General features: G+C 43.5%; 12 protein-coding genes. All 12 read left to right on the top strand.

Annotated elements, in window-relative coordinates; translation table 11 throughout:
* The first annotated feature begins 1 nt into the window (after window position 1).
* The 12 genes from RYH73_RS14570 (at window position 2) to RYH73_RS14625 (ending at window position 22,885) form a co-directional block, all read left to right on the top strand.
* Window positions 2-3,418, top strand: a complete 3,417-nt coding sequence (locus RYH73_RS14570; RefSeq protein WP_335314176.1) for a SusC/RagA family TonB-linked outer membrane protein — start codon at window positions 2-4, stop codon at window positions 3,416-3,418.
* A gap of 20 nt (window positions 3,419-3,438) precedes the next feature.
* Window positions 3,439-5,397, top strand: a complete 1,959-nt coding sequence (locus RYH73_RS14575) for a RagB/SusD family nutrient uptake outer membrane protein (RefSeq protein ID WP_335314177.1) — start codon at window positions 3,439-3,441, stop codon at window positions 5,395-5,397.
* 43 nt (window positions 5,398-5,440) lie between these two features.
* Window positions 5,441-5,836 (top strand): hypothetical protein, encoded by a 396-nt coding sequence (locus RYH73_RS14580; RefSeq protein ID WP_335314178.1) that lies wholly within the window; start codon window positions 5,441-5,443, stop codon window positions 5,834-5,836.
* 394 nt (window positions 5,837-6,230) lie between these two features.
* The gene (locus RYH73_RS14585; protein WP_335314179.1) at window positions 6,231-7,892 is read left to right on the top strand and encodes a pectate lyase family protein; all 1,662 of its coding nucleotides are present in this window, start codon (window positions 6,231-6,233) and stop codon (window positions 7,890-7,892) included.
* A gap of 58 nt (window positions 7,893-7,950) precedes the next feature.
* On the top strand, window positions 7,951-11,049 hold the full coding sequence (locus RYH73_RS14590) for a DUF6298 domain-containing protein (protein ID WP_335314180.1): 3,099 nt from the start codon (window positions 7,951-7,953) through the stop codon (window positions 11,047-11,049).
* A gap of 10 nt (window positions 11,050-11,059) precedes the next feature.
* On the top strand, window positions 11,060-12,463 hold the full coding sequence (locus RYH73_RS14595; protein WP_335314181.1) for a glycoside hydrolase family 140 protein: 1,404 nt from the start codon (window positions 11,060-11,062) through the stop codon (window positions 12,461-12,463).
* Window positions 12,464-12,560: 97 nt separating this feature from the next.
* Window positions 12,561-13,508, top strand: a complete 948-nt coding sequence (locus tag RYH73_RS14600; protein WP_442946091.1) for a glycoside hydrolase family 43 protein — start codon at window positions 12,561-12,563, stop codon at window positions 13,506-13,508.
* 16 nt (window positions 13,509-13,524) lie between these two features.
* Window positions 13,525-15,384 (top strand): exo-alpha-sialidase, encoded by a 1,860-nt coding sequence (locus tag RYH73_RS14605; protein WP_335314183.1) that lies wholly within the window; start codon window positions 13,525-13,527, stop codon window positions 15,382-15,384.
* A 1-nt stretch (window position 15,385) separates the two neighbouring features.
* Complete coding sequence (locus RYH73_RS14610; protein WP_335314184.1) at window positions 15,386-18,172, top strand: glycoside hydrolase family 2 protein; 2,787 nt, start codon at window positions 15,386-15,388, stop codon at window positions 18,170-18,172.
* A gap of 1 nt (window position 18,173) precedes the next feature.
* Window positions 18,174-20,936: a glycoside hydrolase family 78 protein gene (locus RYH73_RS14615; protein ID WP_335314185.1), complete on the top strand. Its 2,763-nt coding sequence runs from the start codon at window positions 18,174-18,176 to the stop codon at window positions 20,934-20,936.
* Between the two features lie 124 nt (window positions 20,937-21,060).
* Window positions 21,061-21,747 (top strand): DUF3826 domain-containing protein, encoded by a 687-nt coding sequence (locus tag RYH73_RS14620; protein WP_335314186.1) that lies wholly within the window; start codon window positions 21,061-21,063, stop codon window positions 21,745-21,747.
* Between the two features lies 1 nt (window position 21,748).
* A complete protein-coding gene (locus RYH73_RS14625; protein WP_335314187.1) occupies window positions 21,749-22,885 on the top strand; it encodes a sialidase family protein in 1,137 nt (378 codons plus the stop codon).
* Window positions 22,886-22,887 lie beyond the last annotated feature (2 nt).

The raw sequence follows: 22,887 nt of genomic DNA on the forward strand, positions 1-22,887 counted from the left end.
TATGAACGTACTATTAAAAAAAACAGTTATTGCCGCGAGCAAATTTGTTTTGTGGGCGCTAGTAGGTTGTAGCATCTTAACTATATCAAAATCGTGGGGTGCATCAACAGCAAAGACGTCTAAGGTCGCAAATAGCGCGACAGCAGCACGGATCAACATTCAGGGAACCGTAAAAAATGAAAAGGGAGAGCCTCTTCCCGGAGTAAGCATCAAGTTGAAGGGGAGCAAAACCACCAGCACGACTGACCAGAACGGTGTTTTTCGAATGAACTTACCCACAGGGAATGAAGTTTTGATTTTCAGTTATGTTGGATACAAATCGAAGGAAATGGCGTTAGATGGCCAGCGTTCAATCGAAGTCATTCTACAAGAAGATAATAGCGCATTAGATGAAGTGGTTGTAGTTGGGTATGGTTCGCAGCGAGCTAAAGATGTGACAGGGGCGATCGTTTCAGTGGACGTTAAGAAACTTGCCGATATACCCGTTGCCTCAGTTTCTGAATCACTAAGAGGGCAGGTTCCCGGATTGAATGTTACGGGAGGAAGTACCCGCCCCGGAGCCATGGCTACCTTAAATGTCCGGCAACAATTTAATTGGGGGAAGGATGGCGGAAATGACTATCCCTTGATTATCATTGACGATGTGATTCAGGTGGATCCGCAAAATGGCAAGCCTTCTATGGAACGGTTCAATATGCTCGATGTTTCAGAAATTGAAAGTATAACGGTATTAAAGGATGCCAGTGCTGCCATCTATGGCTCCCGGGCATCTCAAGGGGCCATTGTTGTAAAGACAAAAAGAGGCCAAGTGGGCGCACCGCGGATTTCCTATAGCGCTAAGTTTCAAACAAACGATGCTGTAAGCCATGAGAAAGTAATGAACGCTCGACAATATGGGGAATTTGCCAATAAGTTTGGCAGGGCGCTCGGCTGGAACGATAATTACTACTATTCAGACGCAGAGCTGGCGGAGATGGAGACCCTGAATTATGATTGGTTGGGCAATGACTGGCGGGCTGCCCATACCATGCAACATTCCTTGGATGTGAGTGGAGGATCCGAAAGAGCTACCTATTATACCGGCGCCTCTTACTATACACAAGGGGCCAATCTTGGAGAACAGGATTTTAAACGATGGACTTTCCGAGCCGGTACGGAAGTGAAGGTAGCGAGTGATTTACGCTTGAGCGCTACAATAGCTGCGGCTAATACCAATTTGGAGCGCTCCTTTACAAAGATCAATTTTAGCGACGGATATGCTGTCGGTGGTGAACAGAATGATTATAGCGTATTACTGCATATGCCCAAATACATCCCATGGATGTACAATATAAACGGAGTCGACCAGTACGTGTCACCGGCATTGGGGCCCAATAAGCTGGGAAATGTATCAGGTAATAATTCCCTGAGTAATTGGAACTATTACGATATGTTGAATAATGGTTCCAAGACTACCAATAAGGATTTTAACTATAATGCCAATTTCTCTTTGCAGTACGATGTGCCATTCTTAAAGGGACTGTCGTTCAAATTTAATTATGGAATTATTCAAGCTTCAGGCAATACAGAGCAAGTTCAGATGCCGCTATTGTTAGCACGGGCTCGTAACATCAATACGGCAGATAACCATTTATACTCTAGTACCACTCAATGGGATGATCCGGCACTTAACCGGGCCAATTCCCGCGTTACTTATGACAACACAACTTCCAAGAACGAACAGCTGAACTTCTTTGCCAACTATAACCAAAAATTTGGTGATCATGATATTGGTGCCATGTTCAGCGTTGAAAAAACAACCGCCGGATGGGAAGACCGGTACCAGATTTACGATAATCCAACGAGAGGAGTATATAACGGGACTTCTATATCTGCTGGAACCTTAAACACATCTAATAGTATTACCTATCGTACAGAAAGCGGAACTCTTTCTTATTTAGGACGTGTTAATTATAGTTACAAGAGCAGATACCTTTTACAATTTGTATTCCGTACCGATGCTTCGACCAAATTTGCACCCGAGAACTACTGGGGCTTCTTCCCCGGGGTTTCCGCCGGCTGGGTTGTTTCGGATGAGAATTGGTTTACAGAGCATGTTGCCTGGATGAATTATTTGAAAGTCCGCGCGTCGATTGGGATTACTGGAAATAACAATGTGAATCCATGGAAATGGACTCGGTTATACACGGCGGCCACCGATAAAGGAATGGCCTTTGGAAACAATGGTGGGATGTATACGATCGGTATAACACCGGATGCTGACCCTAATCGGGACCTTCGTTGGGACCGCACCGTGCAGCGCAATTTCGGTTTAGACATGTCTTTCCTGAAGTCGCAACTTAGTATGTCTCTTGACGGTTATTACAATACGACTACCGACATGTTAACGGATATGTCCGGAGCTATCGGAGTACCTATCTCTGTGGGAGGGGCCTTTGCTGAACAGAACTACGCAGGTGTAAAGGCCTGGGGAACCGAAGTATCGGTCACGTGGAAGAGCCATGTCAATGAGGTGAACTACTCCGTAGGTATGAACTTTGGTTTAGGTAATTACAAGACCACGCGCTACTTCGATCAACCATTTGATTATCCCTCTGAAACGACTACGCGGCGCGCCGTGGGTAATACCGGATATGGCAATCCTGTTTGGGGATATAAAACATGGAAGCATACATCGGGCGGCGACGGTATGTTACGTACCGATGCAGACATTGATGCCTATTGGAACTATTTGACGGAAAATGCCAATAACTCGGGTATTGAAGGAGCTGAACCTAATTTTATGGGTATTACCGATAAATCGCAGATGAGAAAGGGAATGCTGGTGTATGAAGATGTTCGAGGTGCATTGGATGAAAGTACACAGACCTACGGTAGCCCAAATGGCGTCATAGAAAAAGATTCCGGACAAGATTGGGAAATTCTGAAAAAGTCAAACATGACTTATGGCATCACCACCAATTTGACTGCGGGATGGAAAGGTATTTCGTTTCAGGCCCAAATTTCAACCTCCTGGGGAGGAGCCAACTACTTGGATTATGTCAAGCAAGGTACCAGCAGCACAAATGCGTTGTGGTCGCAGTCCATTTATCTGACCGATATGTACGATCCTGATACAAATCCGAATGGTAAATATCCCAATATTGCCTATTACGATGATTTCGGTGGAACAAATTCCGACTTCTTCTTGCTTCCTACATTTAGAATGTTTGTCCGCAATTTGAGCGTCGGCTATACCCTGCCAAAGAAGTGGCTGACAAAGGCAAAGGTAGATAATGTACGGATTTTTCTTTCGGGAAACAATCTTTGGGATTTATATAACCCCTACCCGAGCAAATACCGTAATATGTATGATTCACCGGGAACCAGTTATCCAACGTTACGAACTTGGTCTTTGGGTATAAATTTAGGCTTATAACACACCATTATTTGATCATCATGAACAAGAAGATATTGATTTTTGCCATCACCATACTCACTGTAGTTGGGTGCAAAAAAGATTTTTTGGAGGAAATGAAAAGTTACGATAAATACGATGACAGTATTTTTGAGAACGAACTTCAAACAGGCCAGTATATCGATCGGCTGTACAATTATTATTTTGTGAGTTATAGAAGCCCGATACAATCCATTGTTGGTTTATATAATGAGGATCGGTCGGACATGACAGAAGAGCTGGGAGGAGAAGTTGGCAAGTATATCAATCCGACCACGACCTTAGAATTGGCATCACAGGCCGACGGCTATTATGGCAACTCGGTAACGGCCAGTGTACAGAATAATCCCTATACCCGTATTCGCTTTGCCAATTTTTTAATCGGCCGAATTGATTTGTCGGGCGACGGGCTCTCCGATTCGTTTAAACAGACCGCTAAGGGGCAGATGTACCTTTTAAGGGCTTTACAGTATTTCGACCTGGTGCGGATTTACGGTGGCGTTCCGCTTGTAACAAGCGTACAAGAAAATAGTGCAACGGATGAGCGTATCCGCTTGCCCCGGGCGACTTCATCCGAATGTTTTGCACAGATCGTGAGCGATCTTGATTCAGCGGCTATTTTGTTGCCTATGCGATGGGATGCTGAAGCGAGTAATTATGGCCGGTTGACAGCAGCCGCTGCGTTGGCGATGAAAAGCCGTGTACTCTTGACTGCGGCGAGTCCTTTATTTAACAAAGATTGGGATAACCCGGCTAATGAACGTTGGCAAAAAGCCTTAGAAGCGAGCTTGGATGCGGAAACAAAATTGACCGGTGCGGGCTATGGATTATTTGGCTCCAATGCAAAGGACTGGGCAGAAATGACCTTTAGAAACGATAATTCGTTTAATCCGGAAGCGTTGATGGTCTTTCTACTTTCGAATACAAATGTTGGCTCTTCGGGCTATAACAATGGATGGGAAAATCGAGTACGTCCGACATCCTATCGTGGAGGAGGGGGTGTTTCAGCACCAAAGGAAATGCTGGATCTTTTTCCAATGGCTGATGGGGTGCGACCCAATGCTGACAATTATGTAGATACCTTCTTCTTTGTAAATAGAGATCCTCGGTTTTATCGAACATTCGCTTTCTCCGGATCAAAATGGGGAATTAAAGACAATGAGAACAAATCGACTTGGTTCTACAGATGGAAAGACAATGAAACATCCACGAAGGTGACCTATTATGCGAATGACCAAAGCAATAGTCCTGCGCTAGTTCGCAAAATGTCCGATCCTGCGGCAGATAGCACCGGTTTTGCTTTTTCCGGTACCGATATTTTTGAATACCGTTATGCGGAACTTTTGCTGAATATAGCGGAGTGTTATGCTGCGCGAGGAGAGATTGGAAACGCGGTGAACTACCTGACCAAAATTCGTCAACGGGTTGGTATCCCCTCAGCGAATAATTACGGAATCGGTATGCCCGCTTCGAGATACGAGGCTATAGAGGCTTGCCTCTATGAACGAAGGGTTGAGCTGGCCTATGAGGGAAAGCGTTTTTGGGATATTCAACGGTGGATGCTTTATGACAATATTCAGGAAAGCGGCAACTCGGTACAGAAGCTAGGTCTGAGCCCGATAAATGGTACGAAACGTACAGGCTATTATTGGCAATCAAAAACTTACGGAGAAGATCCGTTAAGTAATACGGATCGGGCTATTCTGATCGATCCGGATGCCGCTAATTTTAATGAGGAAATCGCCAAGCTAAAAGCGATTTACCAAAACTACTTTGTGATGACACCATTAGACCAAGAATGGGATCGCGTAAACAATGCACCCGTTACCATTCTATTCCGTCCCAACTATTACCTTTCCGGGCTTTCAGCAACGGTGTTGAGCAACAACTCGTGGCTTACACAAACCAAGGGTTGGTTGGATTATTCAGGGGCTAGTGGTACTTATGATTATCAGCAATAAACTGTAATTGAATGTAATATTTAACCTTTTATTTTAATAAATTATGAAAACACGAAAAATGATGAAAGTTTTGGTTGTACTTGGGTTGATTGTATGTGCCGGTTTTAAAACGAGCTTTGCACAGGATACAGAGATTCCTATTATTTTACCATACTCGGGCAATTTTAATGAGTGGATCATTACATTCACGAATGGTGCAGATACCTATACTTTTGAAACAGATGATGACACTTTTGACTCGGGTATTTTGGGTACCCTTCCGAAGGGGACTTATACAATTAATTTTAACAGCCCTTACTTTGGTTCTGAGAATTTTGATATTCTTGTTTATAATGGTGGAGACATCATTGGACACGGAATAACCTCGTTTACGGATCTTACCTTATACAATGTGGTGATTGGCGATGAACCTCTTGTTCAAATAGACGCTGGTTATTAAACGTATTTAGACAAGCATCGATAAGCGCTTATTCTTTTTTGTAATACATTTTTTAATTTTTGGTGATAAGCGGTACAATCTTAATGATTGTGCCGCTTTTTTGTTTTATCCCAGTAAGGCTGAGCATAGGATATTGACTAACCTTATTTGCAAGATAATAAATCTTTTTATGGGTTTTTAAAGCCTTGACGGTCATAATAATCAATTAATTAGAAAAATGTCCTTCTCTGTGTAATAAATTCGTGAATGATAATATGATATAATATCGCGTTAATATACTACAGAATATTTCGTGTCATCTTGACGATATTTGATACGATAAATTTAACCAAGGTTCCTTACTTTCGAGTAAGGTAAAAATAAACGCTAACCTTAAAGTAAATGTTGTAAACTGATGAAGAAGTTTTTTTTGGTGCTACCTTTTTTTATTGGGATTGTTGCAATAACTTATGCCCAATACCCAAAAATACCACAAGATGTAAAGAGGAGCAGTGATTCGATGATGAAAGCTGCAGAATGGCAATCTGAAATTGCCTGGCAGAAAGCTTTACCCATTATTGAAGAAGAAGCTAAACAAGGAAAACCGTATATTCCTTGGGCTTCGAAGGCGATCGACTTAGCGCAGGCTGAGATTCCTGCATTTCCGGGTGCAGAAGGAGGTGGCGCTTATTCCTTTGGCGGTCGTGGTGGTAAAGTAATCGTTGTGACTAGTTTAGCAGATAGTGGGCCTGGTACCTTACGTGAAGCATGTGAACAAGGGGGAGCCCGCACCGTGGTCTTTAATGTGGCGGGGATTATTCGTTTAAAAACACCCTTGATCATTCGCGCTCCTTACATTACGATTGCCGGGCAATCGGCTCCGGGCGATGGGGTTTGCGTTGCGGGTGAATCTGTTTGGATCAATACCCACGATGTGGTTATCCGTTTTATGCGCTTTCGTAGAGGTGAAACCTGGGTCGGACGAAGAGACGATGCTATCGGTGGCAATCCTGTTGGAAATATCATGATCGATCACGTTTCGGCAAGCTGGGGCCTGGACGAAAATATGTCGATGTATCGCCATATGTATAATGATAGTACGGGTAAGGCGATGGAGGAAAAACTCGGAACCGTCAATATCACGATTCAGAATTCTATTTTTTCCGAAGCGCTGGATACGTGGAATCATGCTTTTGGTAGTACATTGGGCGGAGAGAATTGTACATTTATGCGGAATTTATGGGCGGATAATGCAGGAAGAAACCCTTCTATTGGTTGGAATGGTGTTTTCAACTTTGCTAATAATGTCGTCTTTAATTGGGTGCACCGCTCAACGGATGGTGGGGATTATAAAGCACTGTATAATATTATCAATAATTACTACAAACCCGGGCCATTAACGCCTAAAGACTCGCCGGTGGGTTATCGGATTATTAAACCCGAGTCGGGTCGGAGTAAATTGTCCTATGTGGTGTTTGGTAGACTGCATGTTGAAGGAAATATTGTTGAAGGAAATGAGCGTGTTACGAAGGATAACTGGGACGGCGGTGTACAAATTGAAGGAAAAGACGGAAATGAAATGAGCTTGGAAACAGCTAAAACTTATTTCGCCAAAATGCGCTATGATAAACCACTTCCGATGGCGAATATTAGTATCCTGCCAACGAAAGAGGCTTATAATTACGTCTTAGAGAACGTAGGTGCAACGCTTCCCAAAAGAGATCCGGTAGATACACGTGTCATTGAGCAGGTAAGAACAGGAAAGATAAGTTATTTAAAAAATGTAGAATTGCCGAAGACACAATTCGAGCATCGTCGATTGCCGATCGATTCTTATAAGCAGGGTATAATCACGGATATTAAGCAAGTAGGTGGTTATCCCGAATATAAGGGAACACCTTATCAGGATCGTGATCAGGACGGGATGCCGGACGAATGGGAAACGAAGAACGGCTTGGATCCGAACGATGCGAGTGATGCATCGAAATATGCCGCGAATGGCTATACAAATATTGAGAATTATTTGAATAGTTTGGTGAATGTGAAAACGGTGAAACCGGTTTTAGCAAAGAATTAAGATTATCGCTGATTGCGATTGGTTTAATATGGTTTATTGTGGTTTTAGTAGTTGGTTAGTGTGGTCCCTTACCTTTGCGCTTTGCTTAGGTAAGGGTAACACACTTTTTGCGCAAGAAGTCCTTGATTCACCTTTGAAGTGGGAAAATAATCAATTGGTGTACACACCGGATAGCTTGGGGAATCGCATCCCTGACTTCTCCTATAGTGGTTATAAAGGTGGGGCAGCGGCTATTCCTTTTATCGAAGTAAAAGCACAGGTTAAACATCAACGAGAAGATGCCACCGCCACCATCCAATCAGCTATTGATTATGTGGCTAAGCTGCCACTTGATCATAATGGGTTTCGAGGAGCTATCTTGCTTGAAAAAGGTATTTATCAACTAGAAGGAAGTCTGGTAATTCCAGCTTCGGGAATTGTGCTCCGTGGAAGTGGCGCGGGTGAAGAGGGTACCGTACTCAATGGGGCGGGCATCACGCGTGAAACCCTCATTCGAATCGTAGGCGTAATGGATAGCACGCATCAACATGCAGCAGCAGTACAAACCCAATATGTTCCGGTAAACGCCTTATCGTTTGAAGTGTCCAATGGCAAAAGCTTTAACATGGGCGATTTGGTTACCATCCACAGGAAATCTTCCGAGGCATGGATTCAGACCCTTGGAACAGACCACTTCGGAGGTGGTATTACAGCACTCGGTTGGAAACCCGGACAGCGTGATATTTATTGGGATCGAAAGATCGTTAAGATCGAAGGAAATAAAATTTTTATCGATGCGCCGCTGACAACTGCGCTCGATCATCGTTATGACACCGCAACGGTTAGTACCTATCAGTGGGCCGGTCGTATTCAACAGGTTGGCATTGAAAATCTGTGTCTCACCTCGAGCTTTGATGCGGCCAACCCAAAAGATGAAGATCATCGTTGGATGGCCATAACGATGGAGCATATCGAAAATGCTTGGGTTCGTCAAGTTAATTTCAAGCATTTTGCAGGCTCTGCAGTATATATTGCTGAAACCGGGAAACAGGTAACCATAGAAGACTGCAAGTCGGTCCAACCCATATCTGAGATTGGTGGACAACGAAGGAATACTTTTTTCACGAATGGCCAGCAAACCCTATTTCAGCGGCTCTATTCGGAACAGGGTTACCACGACTATGCGGTAGGCTTTATGGCTGCCGGTCCCAACGCTTTTGTACAGTGTCAATCCCTGCAGCCTTATAGCTATAGTGGTGCTGTCGACAGCTGGTCATCGGGTAACTTATTTGACTGTATAAATGTGGATGGACAAGCTTTGCGCTTTGCTAATTTGGAGCAAGATGGTAATGGTGCGGGATGGGCTGCCGCAAATAGTGTTTTTTGGCAATGTTCGGCAGCTCGTGTGGAATGCTATCAACCACCTACGGCACAAAATTGGGCTTTTGGAACGTGGGCACAATTTGCAGGTGATGCTTATTGGGAGCAATCGAATGAACATATTAAACCACAGAGCTTATATTATGCGCAATTACAGCAGCGTTTGGGCGATGAGGCTAAGGGGCGAAATATATTAATGCCCGAAGAAACCGAAGCATCCAGTAGTCCAACCGTGAAAGTTGCTGAGGCCTTAACGCAGTTGGCGGCTAAACCAAAATTGACCTTAAGCCAATTCATCGATCAGGCAAGCGAACGAACGCCTATCTCGTTAAATGCAGTGAACGCGAAACGCATGACGGCTGTTAAACCTGAAGTGAAGGATCGGTCGATCGCTGCAATACATGTAGAAAACGGTTGGCTGGTAAGCAAAAACGGTATATTGATTGGAAAACGTCAGGAAGTACAATGGTGGAATGGGAGTGCGCGGCGTTATTGGCTCGATAAAGCCCGTCCGCATATCACACGTTTTGTTCCCGGCCAAATTGGAAATGGATTGACGGATGATTTAAATGCCGTTATTGATACCCTCAAGCACCAACAAGTGATTGCTTTTGAACATAACTATGGACTTTGGTACGACAGAAGGCGGGATGATCATGAACGTATACGACGTATGGATGGGGACGTGTGGCCACCTTTTTATGAGTTACCTTTTGCTAGAAGTGGACAGGATCTCGCTTGGGATGGTTTAAGTAAATATGATTTAACGAAATATAACAAATGGTATTGGTGGAGATTAAAAACCTTTGCCAATCTTGCAGAAGCGCAGGATATAATGCTTGTTCATCAGCAGTATTTCCAGCATAATATTATTGAGGCGGGTGCGCATTACGCCGATTTTCCTTGGCGTACGGCGAACAATATAAACCAGACAGGCTTTCCCGAACCTCCACCTTATGCCGGTGATAAGCGAATTTTTATGGATGCACCTTTCTACGATGTAAGCAATCAACATCGGGCAGCTATTCATCGTGCTTATATCAAGCAATGTTTAACGAATTTCAAGGACAATAAAGGTGTATTGCAACTGACCGGTGCGGAATACACCGGGCCGCTTCATTTCGTTCAATTTTGGTTGGATGTCATTGCCGAATGGGAAACGGAAAATAAGCAAAAAGCATTGATCGGATTGAGTACAACGAAAGATGTACAGGATGCCATATTGGCCGATGCTGTACGTAACAAAGTCGTCAATGTCATTGATATCCGATATTGGTATGAACAAGCTGACGGAAGTACGTACGCACCAAAAGGAGGGCAACATTTAGCACCACGACAGCAAGCAAGACTCTTTAAGCCCAAAAAGACGTCGTTTGAACAGGTTTATCGTGCTGTTTCCCATTATCGGGAACAATACCCTGATAAGGCGGTGATCTATTCCGCAAATGGTGCGGAAGGGAATGGTTGGGCGGTATTTATAGGAGGCGGCTCGCTGGCTAGCATTCCTCCTTCATTACCCGATGGCTTTTTATATGCTGCTTCCAAGATGAAACCGCAAGCGAGTGTGGAGAAAGGGATTTATCTTCTTGGTGGAGAGTCGCAGGAGGAAATTATGTACGTGGATGGTTTACCTGAGGTGGAGATTGATTTATCCGATGGCAAGGGGCGATATACCCTATGCGTTATTGATCCGGTAACAGGTAAGATTGTTGAGGAGCGAAGTTTGGAAGGAGGGAAGAAACAACGAATTCAACTCGTAAAAACTAATCAAAGCGTGGTGTGGGTACACCGCGCTTAATAACCAATATATGATGATAAAACGTTGCAACTATTTTTTCATATTTGCCTTTTTTTGCTTTGTCGGTTGTAGGCACGAACAGCAAAAAAACGAATCTCTTTTGCGTTTAAAGGTCTCCGAAAATGGGCGTTACGTCGTGACAGAAGACGGCAATCCTTTCTTTTGGCTGGGCGATACGGGCTGGCTCTTGTTTAGCAAATTAACGAAAGAAGAAATCAATCAATATTTAGCCGATCGACAAGAAAAGGGTTATAATGTGATTCAGGTAATGTTGCTGCATACCTTAAAAGCAAAGAATGTCTATGGTCATCCTGCTTTGGCGGAAAAAGATGTCTCTAAACCTGTACTGGAAGGTACAACGCAGGACAGTACGCAACTTAGCTATTGGGATTTAGTGGATTATGCTGTCCAAAAAGCAGCACAAAAGAATATGTATCTGGCATTGGTACCTGTTTGGGGAACTAATGTAAAAGAAGGTGGTGTTAGCGCCGAACAGGCTAAAGCGTATGCAACCTTCCTGGCGAAGCGTTATGCAGCCGCGCCAAATATCATTTGGTTAAATGGTGGTGACCTGAAAGGCAGTGATTCCATTCAGGTCTGGAAAACCATTGGAAATACCTTAAAGCAACTCGACTCCAACCATCTTGTAACTTTTCACCCCCGCGGACGGACCAGCTCTTCCGAATGGTTTCATCAAGAACCATGGTTGGATTTCAATATGTTTCAATCAGGACACCGCCGTTATGATCAGGATACCTCGGCGGATGAAACGAATCATTTTGGTGAAGATAATTGGCGTTTTGTTCTTCGTGACTATCAATTGCAACCAATCAAACCGACAATTGATGGAGAACCTTCTTACGAAGGGATTCCACAAGGTTTGCATGATCCGAAGGAACCAAGATGGACCGCAAAGGACATCCGTCGATATGCCTATTGGTCGGTATTTTCAGGTGCTTTCGGTTTTACTTATGGCAATAATTCCATTATGCAATTTCTGAATGAAAAGGACACCGATTCAACAGCTGCCTATGGTGCAACCGAATTATGGAAGGATGCTTTGCAAAATCCCGGCGCCGGTGAAATGCGCTACTTGAAAGAGTTGGTCTTATCGAAGTCCTTTTTGGATCGTGTGCCTGACCAATCATTACTCGCTGAGAATGGTGAAAAATATGATTACAAAGTGGCGACGCGAGGGAAGGATTATGCACTCATTTATACCTATAATGGGGGTACTGTGAAGGTTAATCCAAGCAAAATAGCAACAGGCAAATTGAAAGCATCTTGGTTCGATCCGCGCAAGGGTGTGTATACTGAAATCGGTGAAGTTTCTCCAACAGATGGCCAAACTTTTGAAGCGCCCGGGGAAGCGAAGGAAGGAAATGATTGGGTGTTGGTTTTGGAGGCGATTTAGTGGTTGGTTATTAGTTATTAGTTTTTCGTTATTGGTTATTCGTGTTGGTTATTGGTATTATGGGGGAGTAAAGGATAGCTTTTAAACCTTGAAAATTATGAATTCATCGTTCATCACTCATCATTCATCATTTAAAATCTTGCTGTTGGTGGTAGCGGTAGGTTTTTTAACCTCTTGCTCTAAGAATATATATATGTTTACTTCTTTTCATGAACCTGCGGATGCGGGTTTGCGCTTGTTGTATAGTAAGGATGCTTATCACTGGAAAGATTTGAATCAGGTATTTCTAAAACCCATGGTAGGAACTGAAAAAGTCATGCGTGATCCTTCGATTGTTCGTGGTCCTGATGGTCTATTTCATTTGGTATGGACTTGCAGTTGGAAAGGAGATAAGGGCTTTGGTTATGCGGAGTCGAGTGACTTGATACACTGGTCTGCGCAGCGCTTTATTCCGGTAATGGAACATGAGCCGGAGGTGGTGAATGTCTGGGCACCGGAGCTGTTTTATGATGATGAAGCAGGACAATATATCATTATATGGGCCTCCACCATTCCTTATCGTTTCGAGAAGGGGGTGGAAGAAGAAAAGAATAATCATCGCATGTACTATACAACGACCAAGGATTTTAAGACGTTCAGTAAAGCGCAACTTTTTTTAGATCCTGGTTTTAGCGTAATCGATGCGGTGATCGTCAAAAGAAAGCCAAAAGATTATGTGTTGGTATTGAAGGATAATACACGGCCGAATCGGAATTTAAAAGTAGCATTCGCCGAAAAAGCTTTGGGACCTTATCACGATGTTTCCCAACCTTTTTCAGGTGAGAAGACGGAAGGACCGAGTGTGGTTAAGGCAGGAGAAGATTATCTGATTTATTTCGATTCATATGGTGATAAAAAATATAAAGCCGTAAGTACAAAGGATTTTAAGCAATTTAAAGCCATTGACGATCAAATGAGTATCCCGGAAGGACATAAACATGGAACTATTTTCAAGGCAAGTAAACGTGTTTTGAAGGGATTGAAAAAGGATGCGAATAGCGGATAAAAGAAGAAGATATAAAATGATGTTCAGACTAAAAAAAACAACCATACTTTTCAGTATATCCATTCTATTCCAAATAAGGAGTGCAATCGCTCAGGATACGGTAAAATACATCGGAACTACTTTATCCAATGTCGATTATCATCATGGACAGCTGAGCCCCGTGTTGGGGGTCCACAATATCCAGGTGTTCAGGGCAAATCGGGAGCATCCCGAATTAGCAGGTAAGCATGGGTGGACTTATAATCATCAACCCATGCTCGCTTATTGGAATAAGCAATTCTTTTTGGAATTTTTAAGCAATCCTGTTGGAGAGCATATTCCTCCGGGAGAAAGCCTATTACAGATTTCTAAGGATGGTTATCATTGGACCGATCCGGTAGTGGTATTCCCACCCTACAAAGTTCCGGACGGTTGGAAGAAGAAAGGGCATGACGGGGTAGCTAAGAACCTTTATGCGGTTATGCATCAGCGGATGGGATTTTACGTTTCTGAGAGTGATCGTTTATTTGTGTTAGGTTACTATGGGGTGACGATGGATGCAAAAGACGATCCAAATGATGGAAATGGAATTGGGCGAGTCATTCGCGAGATATACAGGGATGGCCGTTTTGGCCCCATTTATTTTATCCGCAATAACTCCTCTTGGGATAAGAAATTGTCCGCTTTCCCTTTTTATAAAGAGAGTAAAGATAAAGGTTTTGTGGAGGCTTGTGATGAGTTGCTGGGAAAGCCCCTCATGATGCAGCAATGGGTAGAAGAGGCCGATCGAGATGATCCCTTAATTCCATTGAAACGGGCAATCAAAGCATTTAATTTCTATCATCTTCCTAATGGACAAGTGGTAGGGTTATGGAAGCACGCATTGACTTCCGTCAGTACGGATGAGGGTAAAACCTGGGCATACGATCCCCTTCGGGCGCCCGGATTCGTCAATAGCAATGCCAAAATATGGGGACAGCGCACAATAGATGGTCGATATGCTACCGTGTATAATCCTTCTGAATTTAGATGGCCACTTGCGTTGTCCACTAGTGATGATGGCATTCATTACAAAGACCTATTGTTGGTAAACGGCGAGATATCGTCGATGCGTTATGGAGGAAACTATAAGTCATATGGTCCTCAATATGTACGAGGTATTGAAGAAGGAAATGGCAATCCACCGGATCAGGCTATGTGGGTGTCTTATAGCATGAATAAAGAGGATATGTGGGTGGCACGTATTCCCGTACCGATCATTTCCGGGGTGACCGAGCCTGTACAGGAAGTGTTTAGCCGGATGGCAGATGGCAAAGAATTAAGCAACTGGAACCTCTATAGTCCGCTTTGGGCGTCTGTTAAAATTGAGAAAGCCACTGGAGGCGATAAAGTTTTGGCTTTAAAGGATAAAGATCCCTATGATTATGCACGGGCTGAACGCTTGGTGCCGGAAAGTAAAAAATTAAAGGTAAAGTTTACCTTGTTGCCACAGCAAGCCGATCACGGACTGCTTCATGTGGAGTGTTTGGATGCAAAAGGGCAGGCTGCGGTACGCTTAATATTGGATAAAGATAGTTTATTAAAAATCAAAGCCGGGTATCGTGATGCGAAGGTGGCCACCTATCAGGCCGGCGAACCTTTACAGATTGAGCTCAAATTGGATGTAACAACACGTTCGTACACGATTGCTGTAAATGGTGAACAGAAAGGAACAAAAATATTCTTTGCTCCCCTTGCCAGTATTAGTCGCATTGCTTTTAGAACCGGTGAGATTAGGCGTTTTCCCGATGCCGATACACCAACGGACCAAGATTTTGATTTAAAAAATCCAGGAGATCCTGTGAAAGAAGCGGTTTACTATATCCGTGATTTCAGTGCCGAACCTTTAGCTAATTGAGATGAACAAACTGCTAATCTACTCTTGTTTTCTATTGAAGGTAATTTGTTTTTTTACCCCCCTCCATGCTCAAGAAACGCAACGCGTTTATTTATCAGGCACAGGAAAGGATAATCGGGTAAACTGGCAATTCTACTGTACGGGAGGAGCCAATGCAGGTAAATGGACCTCCATTCCGGTTCCGTCCAACTGGGAATTGGAAGGTTTTGGGAAATACAATTATGGATTTGATAAAACGGAGAAAGTAGGAAAAGAGGAGGGGCTTTATAAACATACCTTTCAGGCACCCAATCAGTGGAAGGGAAAGCATATTAACTTGGTGTTTGAAGGGGTGATGACCGACGTGGAGGTGAAGATTAATGGTCAATCAGTAGGTCCCATTCACCAAGGGGCATACTATGCTTTTAAATATGATATTTCCAGGTTTTTACATTATGGGCAGGAAAATCTGTTGGAAGTGAAAGTCGCTAAACATTCCGCCAATGCATCGGTGAATGCTGCCGAACGGAAAGGCGATTTTTGGATTTTCGGAGGAATCTTCCGACCGGTGTGGCTTGAAGTTTTGCCGAAGAAACATATCGAACAGGTCGCGATCAATGCCTTGGCAAATGGAAAATTTGAGTCGATCCTACACGTCAATCTGCCTGCCGATCGCATAAAAGCACAAATTTATAAGCTTTCTGGAGAACCTGTTGGGAATGTTATGGAGCAATCGCTTGTGAACGGACAGCAGCCAGTGCGGTTTCAAAACCATATCGAGAACCCCCTATTATGGTCTGCCGAATTTCCCAATCGGTACGAAGTTGTATTTGACTTATACGACAAAAACAAACTAATACACCGATTCAAGCAGAAATTTGGTTTTAGAACGGTCGAAGTGAAACAGCGGGATGGCATTTATGTGAACGGCGTAAAGATGAAGTTTAAAGGCGTTAACCGACATTCCTTTTGGCCCAATTCGGGTAGGACCACCAGCAAAGGTTTAAGCATAGAAGATGTTATGCTCATGAAGGCCATGAACATGAATGCGGTGCGTATGTCCCATTATCCACCGGATGATCACTTTTTGGAAGTTTGTGATTCATTAGGACTTTATGTAATGGATGAATTAGCGGGATGGCACGGGCATTATGATACCGCTACCGGTACGAAACTTTTAAAAGAGATGATGGTTCACGATCAAAATCATCCATCTATTGTTCTATGGGCGAATGGAAATGAGGGAGGGCATAATCTTGATTTAGATAGTATCTTTTTGCAAGAAGATATACAAAAACGCCCTGTTATACACCCTTGGCAGCTGTTTGGTGGCATTGAGACCCAACATTATCGCGAATATAACTACGGTATCGGCAATTATGACCATGGAAGAGAAATTGTGATGCCTACCGAGTTTCTGCATGGGATGTACGATGGAGGACATGGCGCAGGGTTAGAAGATTATTGGAAGCATATGTGGTCGGAACCGCTTTCCGCTGGCGGTTTTTTATGGGATTTTGCCGATCAAGGTGTGGTGCGAAAGGATAAAAAAGATTCGATCGATACCGATGGCAATCATGGTGCTGATGGTATTGTCGGGCCTTATCGAGAAAAAGAAGGGAGTTTCTATGCGATTAAAGAAATATGGAGTCCGGTACATGTTGAGCGTAGGGAGCTCACACCTGCATTTGACGGTACTTTGTCGCTCGAAAACCGCTATGCCTTTACCAATTTAAAGCAATGTTCTTTCACTTGGAAGTTGAAAAGCTGGTCAGCCGCAGGGCTTGCTACTGATTCCATTAGTGGGATGATTGAAGCGCCTGATATCAAGCCTCTTGAAAAAGGAACATTGCATTTGAAGCTTCCTGATAATTGGCTTCATTATCAGGTGTTATACCTCACGGGACTTGATCCTTATAAGCAAGAACTGTTCACTTGGTCTTTTCCTGTACAAAGTCCAAAAGAGATAGCGGGGCACTTGGTAAAGAAAGAGGGTACCAACAAGATAACGTATGAGGAGCGTGATAGCTTAGTCTACATGCATATAGGAGCGCTGCATTTAACCTTGAATAAGCAAAACGGAAAATTAGTACGTGTAGAAAATACAAAAGGTGAGATCCCTTTCAATGATGGCCCCATACTGCAACAGGGTCTTAACAATTTTGGTGATTTTCAGTTACGGCAAGAAGGTGCCAAGGTCGCCCTGGCATCTACCTTCCATCGGAAGGAGCATTATAATACCTTGGAATGGACTTTCTACCCCTCTGGATGGGTAAAGCTTTTTGTTCGTTATTTTCCGAGTGACTATTTTACCGATTACATTGGGTTGAATTTTTCACTTCCGGAAGAAAAAATGCTTGGCCTTACCTATATGGGAAGGGGACCCTATCGCGTCTGGAAAAATAGAATGAAAGGACAAGCTTTAGGCGTTTGGAATAAAACCTATAATTCCAGTGAGACGGGAGAAGCTCCCTGGCTATACCCTGAATTTAAAGGTTATCATGCAAACCTCTATTGGGCGTCTATTAAAATGAAGGGCCATACCTTCACCGTGGTCAGTCCAGATGAGGATGTCTTTTTACGCTTGTATACACCGGCTTTAAAGGAAGATCCATGGAAGAATTACGATCTTGTCTTCCCCTCGGGTGATATCTCATTTATGCAAGGAATTTCAAGCATCGGAACAAAAACACAAAAAAGGGAAAATACAGGCCCTATGGGTGCGAAAAATATATTCTACGATTATGAAAAAGATCCAAGTCGGGCCAAGGAGCTGACTTTGTATTTTGATTTTAACGAATACGAATAAGATGCGAAACAAGGTTTTAGTGGCTTTTCTTTTCTATACCGTATGGGCTGTATCGGCAATGGCCAAGGTTACCGATGTGCAGCTAAGCGGTTTGCGCTGTGAATCGTTGGTCAATCCTTTGGGAATTGATCAACGTGTTCCGCGATTAAGTTGGCAACTAAAGGGGGGCAAACGCGGACTGATGCAAAGGGCTTATCAGATTCAAGTAGCCTCGTCGTTGGATCTATTGAAACAAGGGTATGCGGATCGATGGGATTCAGGAAAAATTTCAAGTGATAGTAGCATACAGGTAGCCTATAAGGGCAAGAACTTGCATAGCGGCGATGCATGTTATTGGCGGGTAAAGATTTGGACAAATGACGGTCAGACTATTTGGAGTGAGCCGGCTTATTGGACGATAGGTTTGTTAAAATATACGGACTGGAAGGGCAGGTGGATCGGTCTCGATCGGTCTTTCGACTGGGATCAGGAGGATCAATTCTCCAGGCTGTCCGCACGTTATTTCCGAAAAGAGTTTCAATCCAAGAAGAAAGTGAAGCGAGCGATCGCTTATATCATGGGATTAGGGCTTTATGAGCTGTATATAAATGGCGAAAAAGTCGGAAAACAGGTATTGGCCCCTGCGCCTACCGATTATACGAAGGAAGTAAAATACAATACCTTCGATGTTACAGCTCAGCTGAAGCAAAATGGAAAGCAAGCGCTGGGTGTTATCTTGGGAAACGGTCGTTTTTATACCATGCGGCAAGCCTATAAACCCTATAAGATCAAGACATTCGGCTATCCGAAAATGCGGTTGAACCTCGATATTTGGTATGCGGATGGCACAAGAGAAACAATCAGCACCGACGATAGCTGGAAGGTGACAGCCGATGGTCCAATCCGAACAAATAATGAGTACGATGGTGAAGAATATGATGCAAGGAAGGAATTACCTGGCTGGAATCAAGTAGGCTATGATGATCAAGATTGGTTGAAGGCTTCCTTTGTACAGGAGCCTGGGGGGATGCCACGTGCACAGTTCAATGAGCCCATGCAAGTAATGGATACCTTGCGACCAAAAACTATTCACCCGCTCGATAATAAAACCTATATCGTTGATATGGGACAAAACATGACCGGTTGGTTGAAAATTCGCGTAAAGGGCGCTTCAGGAACTGCTGTCAAAATGCGTTTCGCGGAATCACTTCAAGCGGATGGTAACCTGTTTGTAGCCAATTTAAGGGACGCCAAAGTTACGGATCACTATATTTTGCGTGGCGAAGGAACAGAATATTGGGAACCCCGTTTCGTATATCATGGATTTCGCTATGTGGAATTAACAGGTTATCCCGGAGAGCCTACATTAGATGATTTGCAAGGCATGGTCGTATATGATGCTTTGGCAAACACGGGTACATTTACCAGTAGTCAGTCGACATTAAATGCTATTTATCATAATGCTTGGTGGGGCATTGCCGGAAATTACAAAGGGATGCCCATCGATTGTCCGCAACGAAATGAAAGACAACCTTGGCTCGGCGATCGCACTACGGGTTGTTATGGCGAGAGTTTTCTATTTGATAATGCGAAATTATATGCCAAATGGCTTGATGATATCCAAGGGGCACAAATGCCGGATGGAAGCATTCCAGATGTAGCACCTGCTTTTTGGCGTTATTACAGTGACAATGTAACCTGGCCTGGCACTTATTTGACCGTAGCGGATATGCTTTACCAACAATATGGAGATGTATACGCTATTAGAAAGCATTACCCATCGATGAAAAGATGGATGCAATACATGTGGGATAACTACGAAGACAATGGATTGCTGACGAAAGACAAATATGGTGATTGGTGCGTTCCGCCGGAATCTAAGGAGCTGATACATGCCAAAGATCCCTTACGACAAACGGAGGGTACGCTTTTAGCTTCAGCTACGTATTATCATTTAACGCGACTGATGGAACGTTTTGCCGATATTGTAGGTGATGAGGTAGACAGGCAATATTTTGAAAGTAGAGCCGCCGGTATAAAGGAAGCTTTTAATAAGAAATTTTTAGCTAAAAATGTCGGGCAATATAGCAATAATACCGTAACGGCAAACTTGCTTCCTCTTTATTTTAATTTGGTTCCAGATGAATACCGCAAACAGGTTTTCGAAAATATGCTAAGCAAAATTACGAAGGAGAATCAACATCATATTAGTACAGGCGTAATCGGCACGCAATATTTGATGAGGGGTTTAAGTAATAATGGGCGATCTGATTTGGCTTTTCAATTAGCAACAAATACGACTTATCCAAGTTGGGGATACATGGTCGAAAAAGGAGCAACAACCATATGGGAACTGTGGAATGGCGATACGGCCAATCCTTCCATGAATTCACAGAACCATGTCATGTTGCTAGGTGATTTATTGATCTGGTACTATGAAAATTTAGTTGGTATAAAAGCGAATAAACCGGGTTTTAAGCAAATCCTTATGAAACCCGATTTCCTACTCCCCTTAACGAAAATTGAGGGAAGCTATCGTTCTCCTTATGGTTTGATTAAAAGTAGTTGGAGAAAGGAAAACGATCATTTAAGATGGGATATTGAAATACCTGCGAATACAACCGCATGTATTTATTTTCCGACAATGGATAAGGGGAGAATTCGCGAAAATGAACAAAAGATAGCCAGTTCGGAAAGCTTTCGCTACATGAAAAATGAAAATGGCCATTGTGTATTTGAAGTGGGGGCCGGAACGTATCAGTTCAGTGTTGACTTGGTTGAGTGATGAGTGATGAGTGATGAGTGATGAGTGATGAGTTGCGAGTTACCCGTTGTGAGAAAGGTTTGTGTGACTGAAAGCTGATTGCTGATAACCGAAATCCGATAGCTAATAAAAATAAATTGTAGAGATGAACCAATTAAAAAACATCAAAACCTTAAGTTTCCTGTTTGCTTTGTTGCTATTCGCCTTTGCGAGTCATGGCCAAGATGATGCGGCGCGTTTAGCAAAGTCGGATGCCGAGCAGCTCAAGAAAGCGCAGGAATGGGTCGAAAGTCTGCAGTTGCAAGACAAAACCAAAGAAGCACGCGTGGTGCAGGTGATATCCGGGCACCTAAAGGCCGTACGGGATTGGCACAATAGCCATCCTTTTACGGAGGTACCTGCAGGGATTAATCCGGCTACAGGGAATAAGTTAAGTGAACTCGATCGGCAGATCATTGCTGACGGTGCGATGCCGGGAGAAGTTCATCAACAATTGATGGACGGTTTACGAAAAGAATTAAACGAAGAGCAGGTAGCGGCGATTCTTGATCAATACACCGTTGGCAAAGTTGCTTTTACAACAAAAGGTTATGAAGCAATTGTGCCTGATTTAACACCGAAAGAACGAGCGGTGATCAGGCAAAATTTAGAGCAAGCGCGCGAGCAAGCGGTGGATTATAAAAGCATGAAGCAGATATCCGGTATCTTCGAGATTTACAAAACCAAAATTGAACAGTATTTTAATGCCAATGGACGGAATTGGCATCAATTATTTAAAGGCTATGTAGATGCGGTAAAGGCGAAAAAAGCAAAGGAGAAAAATAATGGCTAAAATGATAAAGAGTAAGTGGTTGGCCGTACTCGTATTCGGCCTATTTATAGGCGCTCATGCGCAGGAAAAGCAACCTTGGAAACAGGGTGTTTTGAAAGAAGAATTCTTGTATGAGAAAGCGGCTTTCCCGTCTTGCCATTCGGCAACCATTGCGGAAACGCCAACCGGTTTGGTTGCCGCTTTTTTTGGCGGTACAAAGGAACGCCATCCCGATGTTGAGATCTATGTTTGTCGGCAAGAAAATGGAACATGGACGCCCCCCTCTTCAGCAGCTGACGGTGTCCAATCCGATGGCACACGTTTACCCACTTGGAACCCTGTTTTATACCAAGTACCCGATGGTGATTTGCTTTTATTTTATAAAATAGGCCCCAAGCCTTCCGAGTGGTGGGGGATGTTAAAACGCTCGAAAGATGGTGGAAAAACCTGGTCGATCGCCGAAAGACTACCAGACGGCAATATCGGTCCGGTAAAGAATAAACCCATTTTACTCGATAATGGACAACTTTTTTGTCCTAGCAGTACAGAAGGCAATGGTTGGAAAATCCACTTTGAGGTAACGGATGACTTTGGTAAGCGCTGGCGTAAAATTGGTCCATTGGCTGCGAAGGATAGTATCGATGCCATCCAGCCAAGTATCTTGATCCATGGTAATCAAACTTTGCAACTTCTAGCCCGTAGTCGTAACCGCGCCTTGGTGCAATCATGGTCGACCGACAATGGAGCGACTTGGTCGCCGCTTGAAAAAACAAACCTGCCCAACAACAATTCAGGTACGGATGCAGTTACCATGATGGATGGCCGCCATGTGCTGGTTTATAATCATGTACTTCCTCCCGGGAATTTGGCAAAAGGTCCTCGGACGCCTTTAAACGTATCGGTCTCTAAAGACGGGAAAAACTGGTCGGCCGCATTGATATTAGAAGATTCACCCATCAGTCAGTACTCATACCCTGCGGTGATACAGACGAAGGATGGCTTACTGCACTTTATTTATACCTGGAGGCGACAAAAAATAAAACATGTGGTCGTTGATCCGAAGAAGCTTAAACTGTTAGCTATAAAAAATGGCGAATGGCCGAAAGTAAAAGGCTATACAGCTCCCCAATTAGAAGAATATAAGAAGGAGGAAGATTAATT

It is taken from the genome of Olivibacter sp. CPCC 100613, from assembly GCF_036959255.1.
Lineage (GTDB): Bacteria > Bacteroidota > Bacteroidia > Sphingobacteriales > Sphingobacteriaceae > Olivibacter.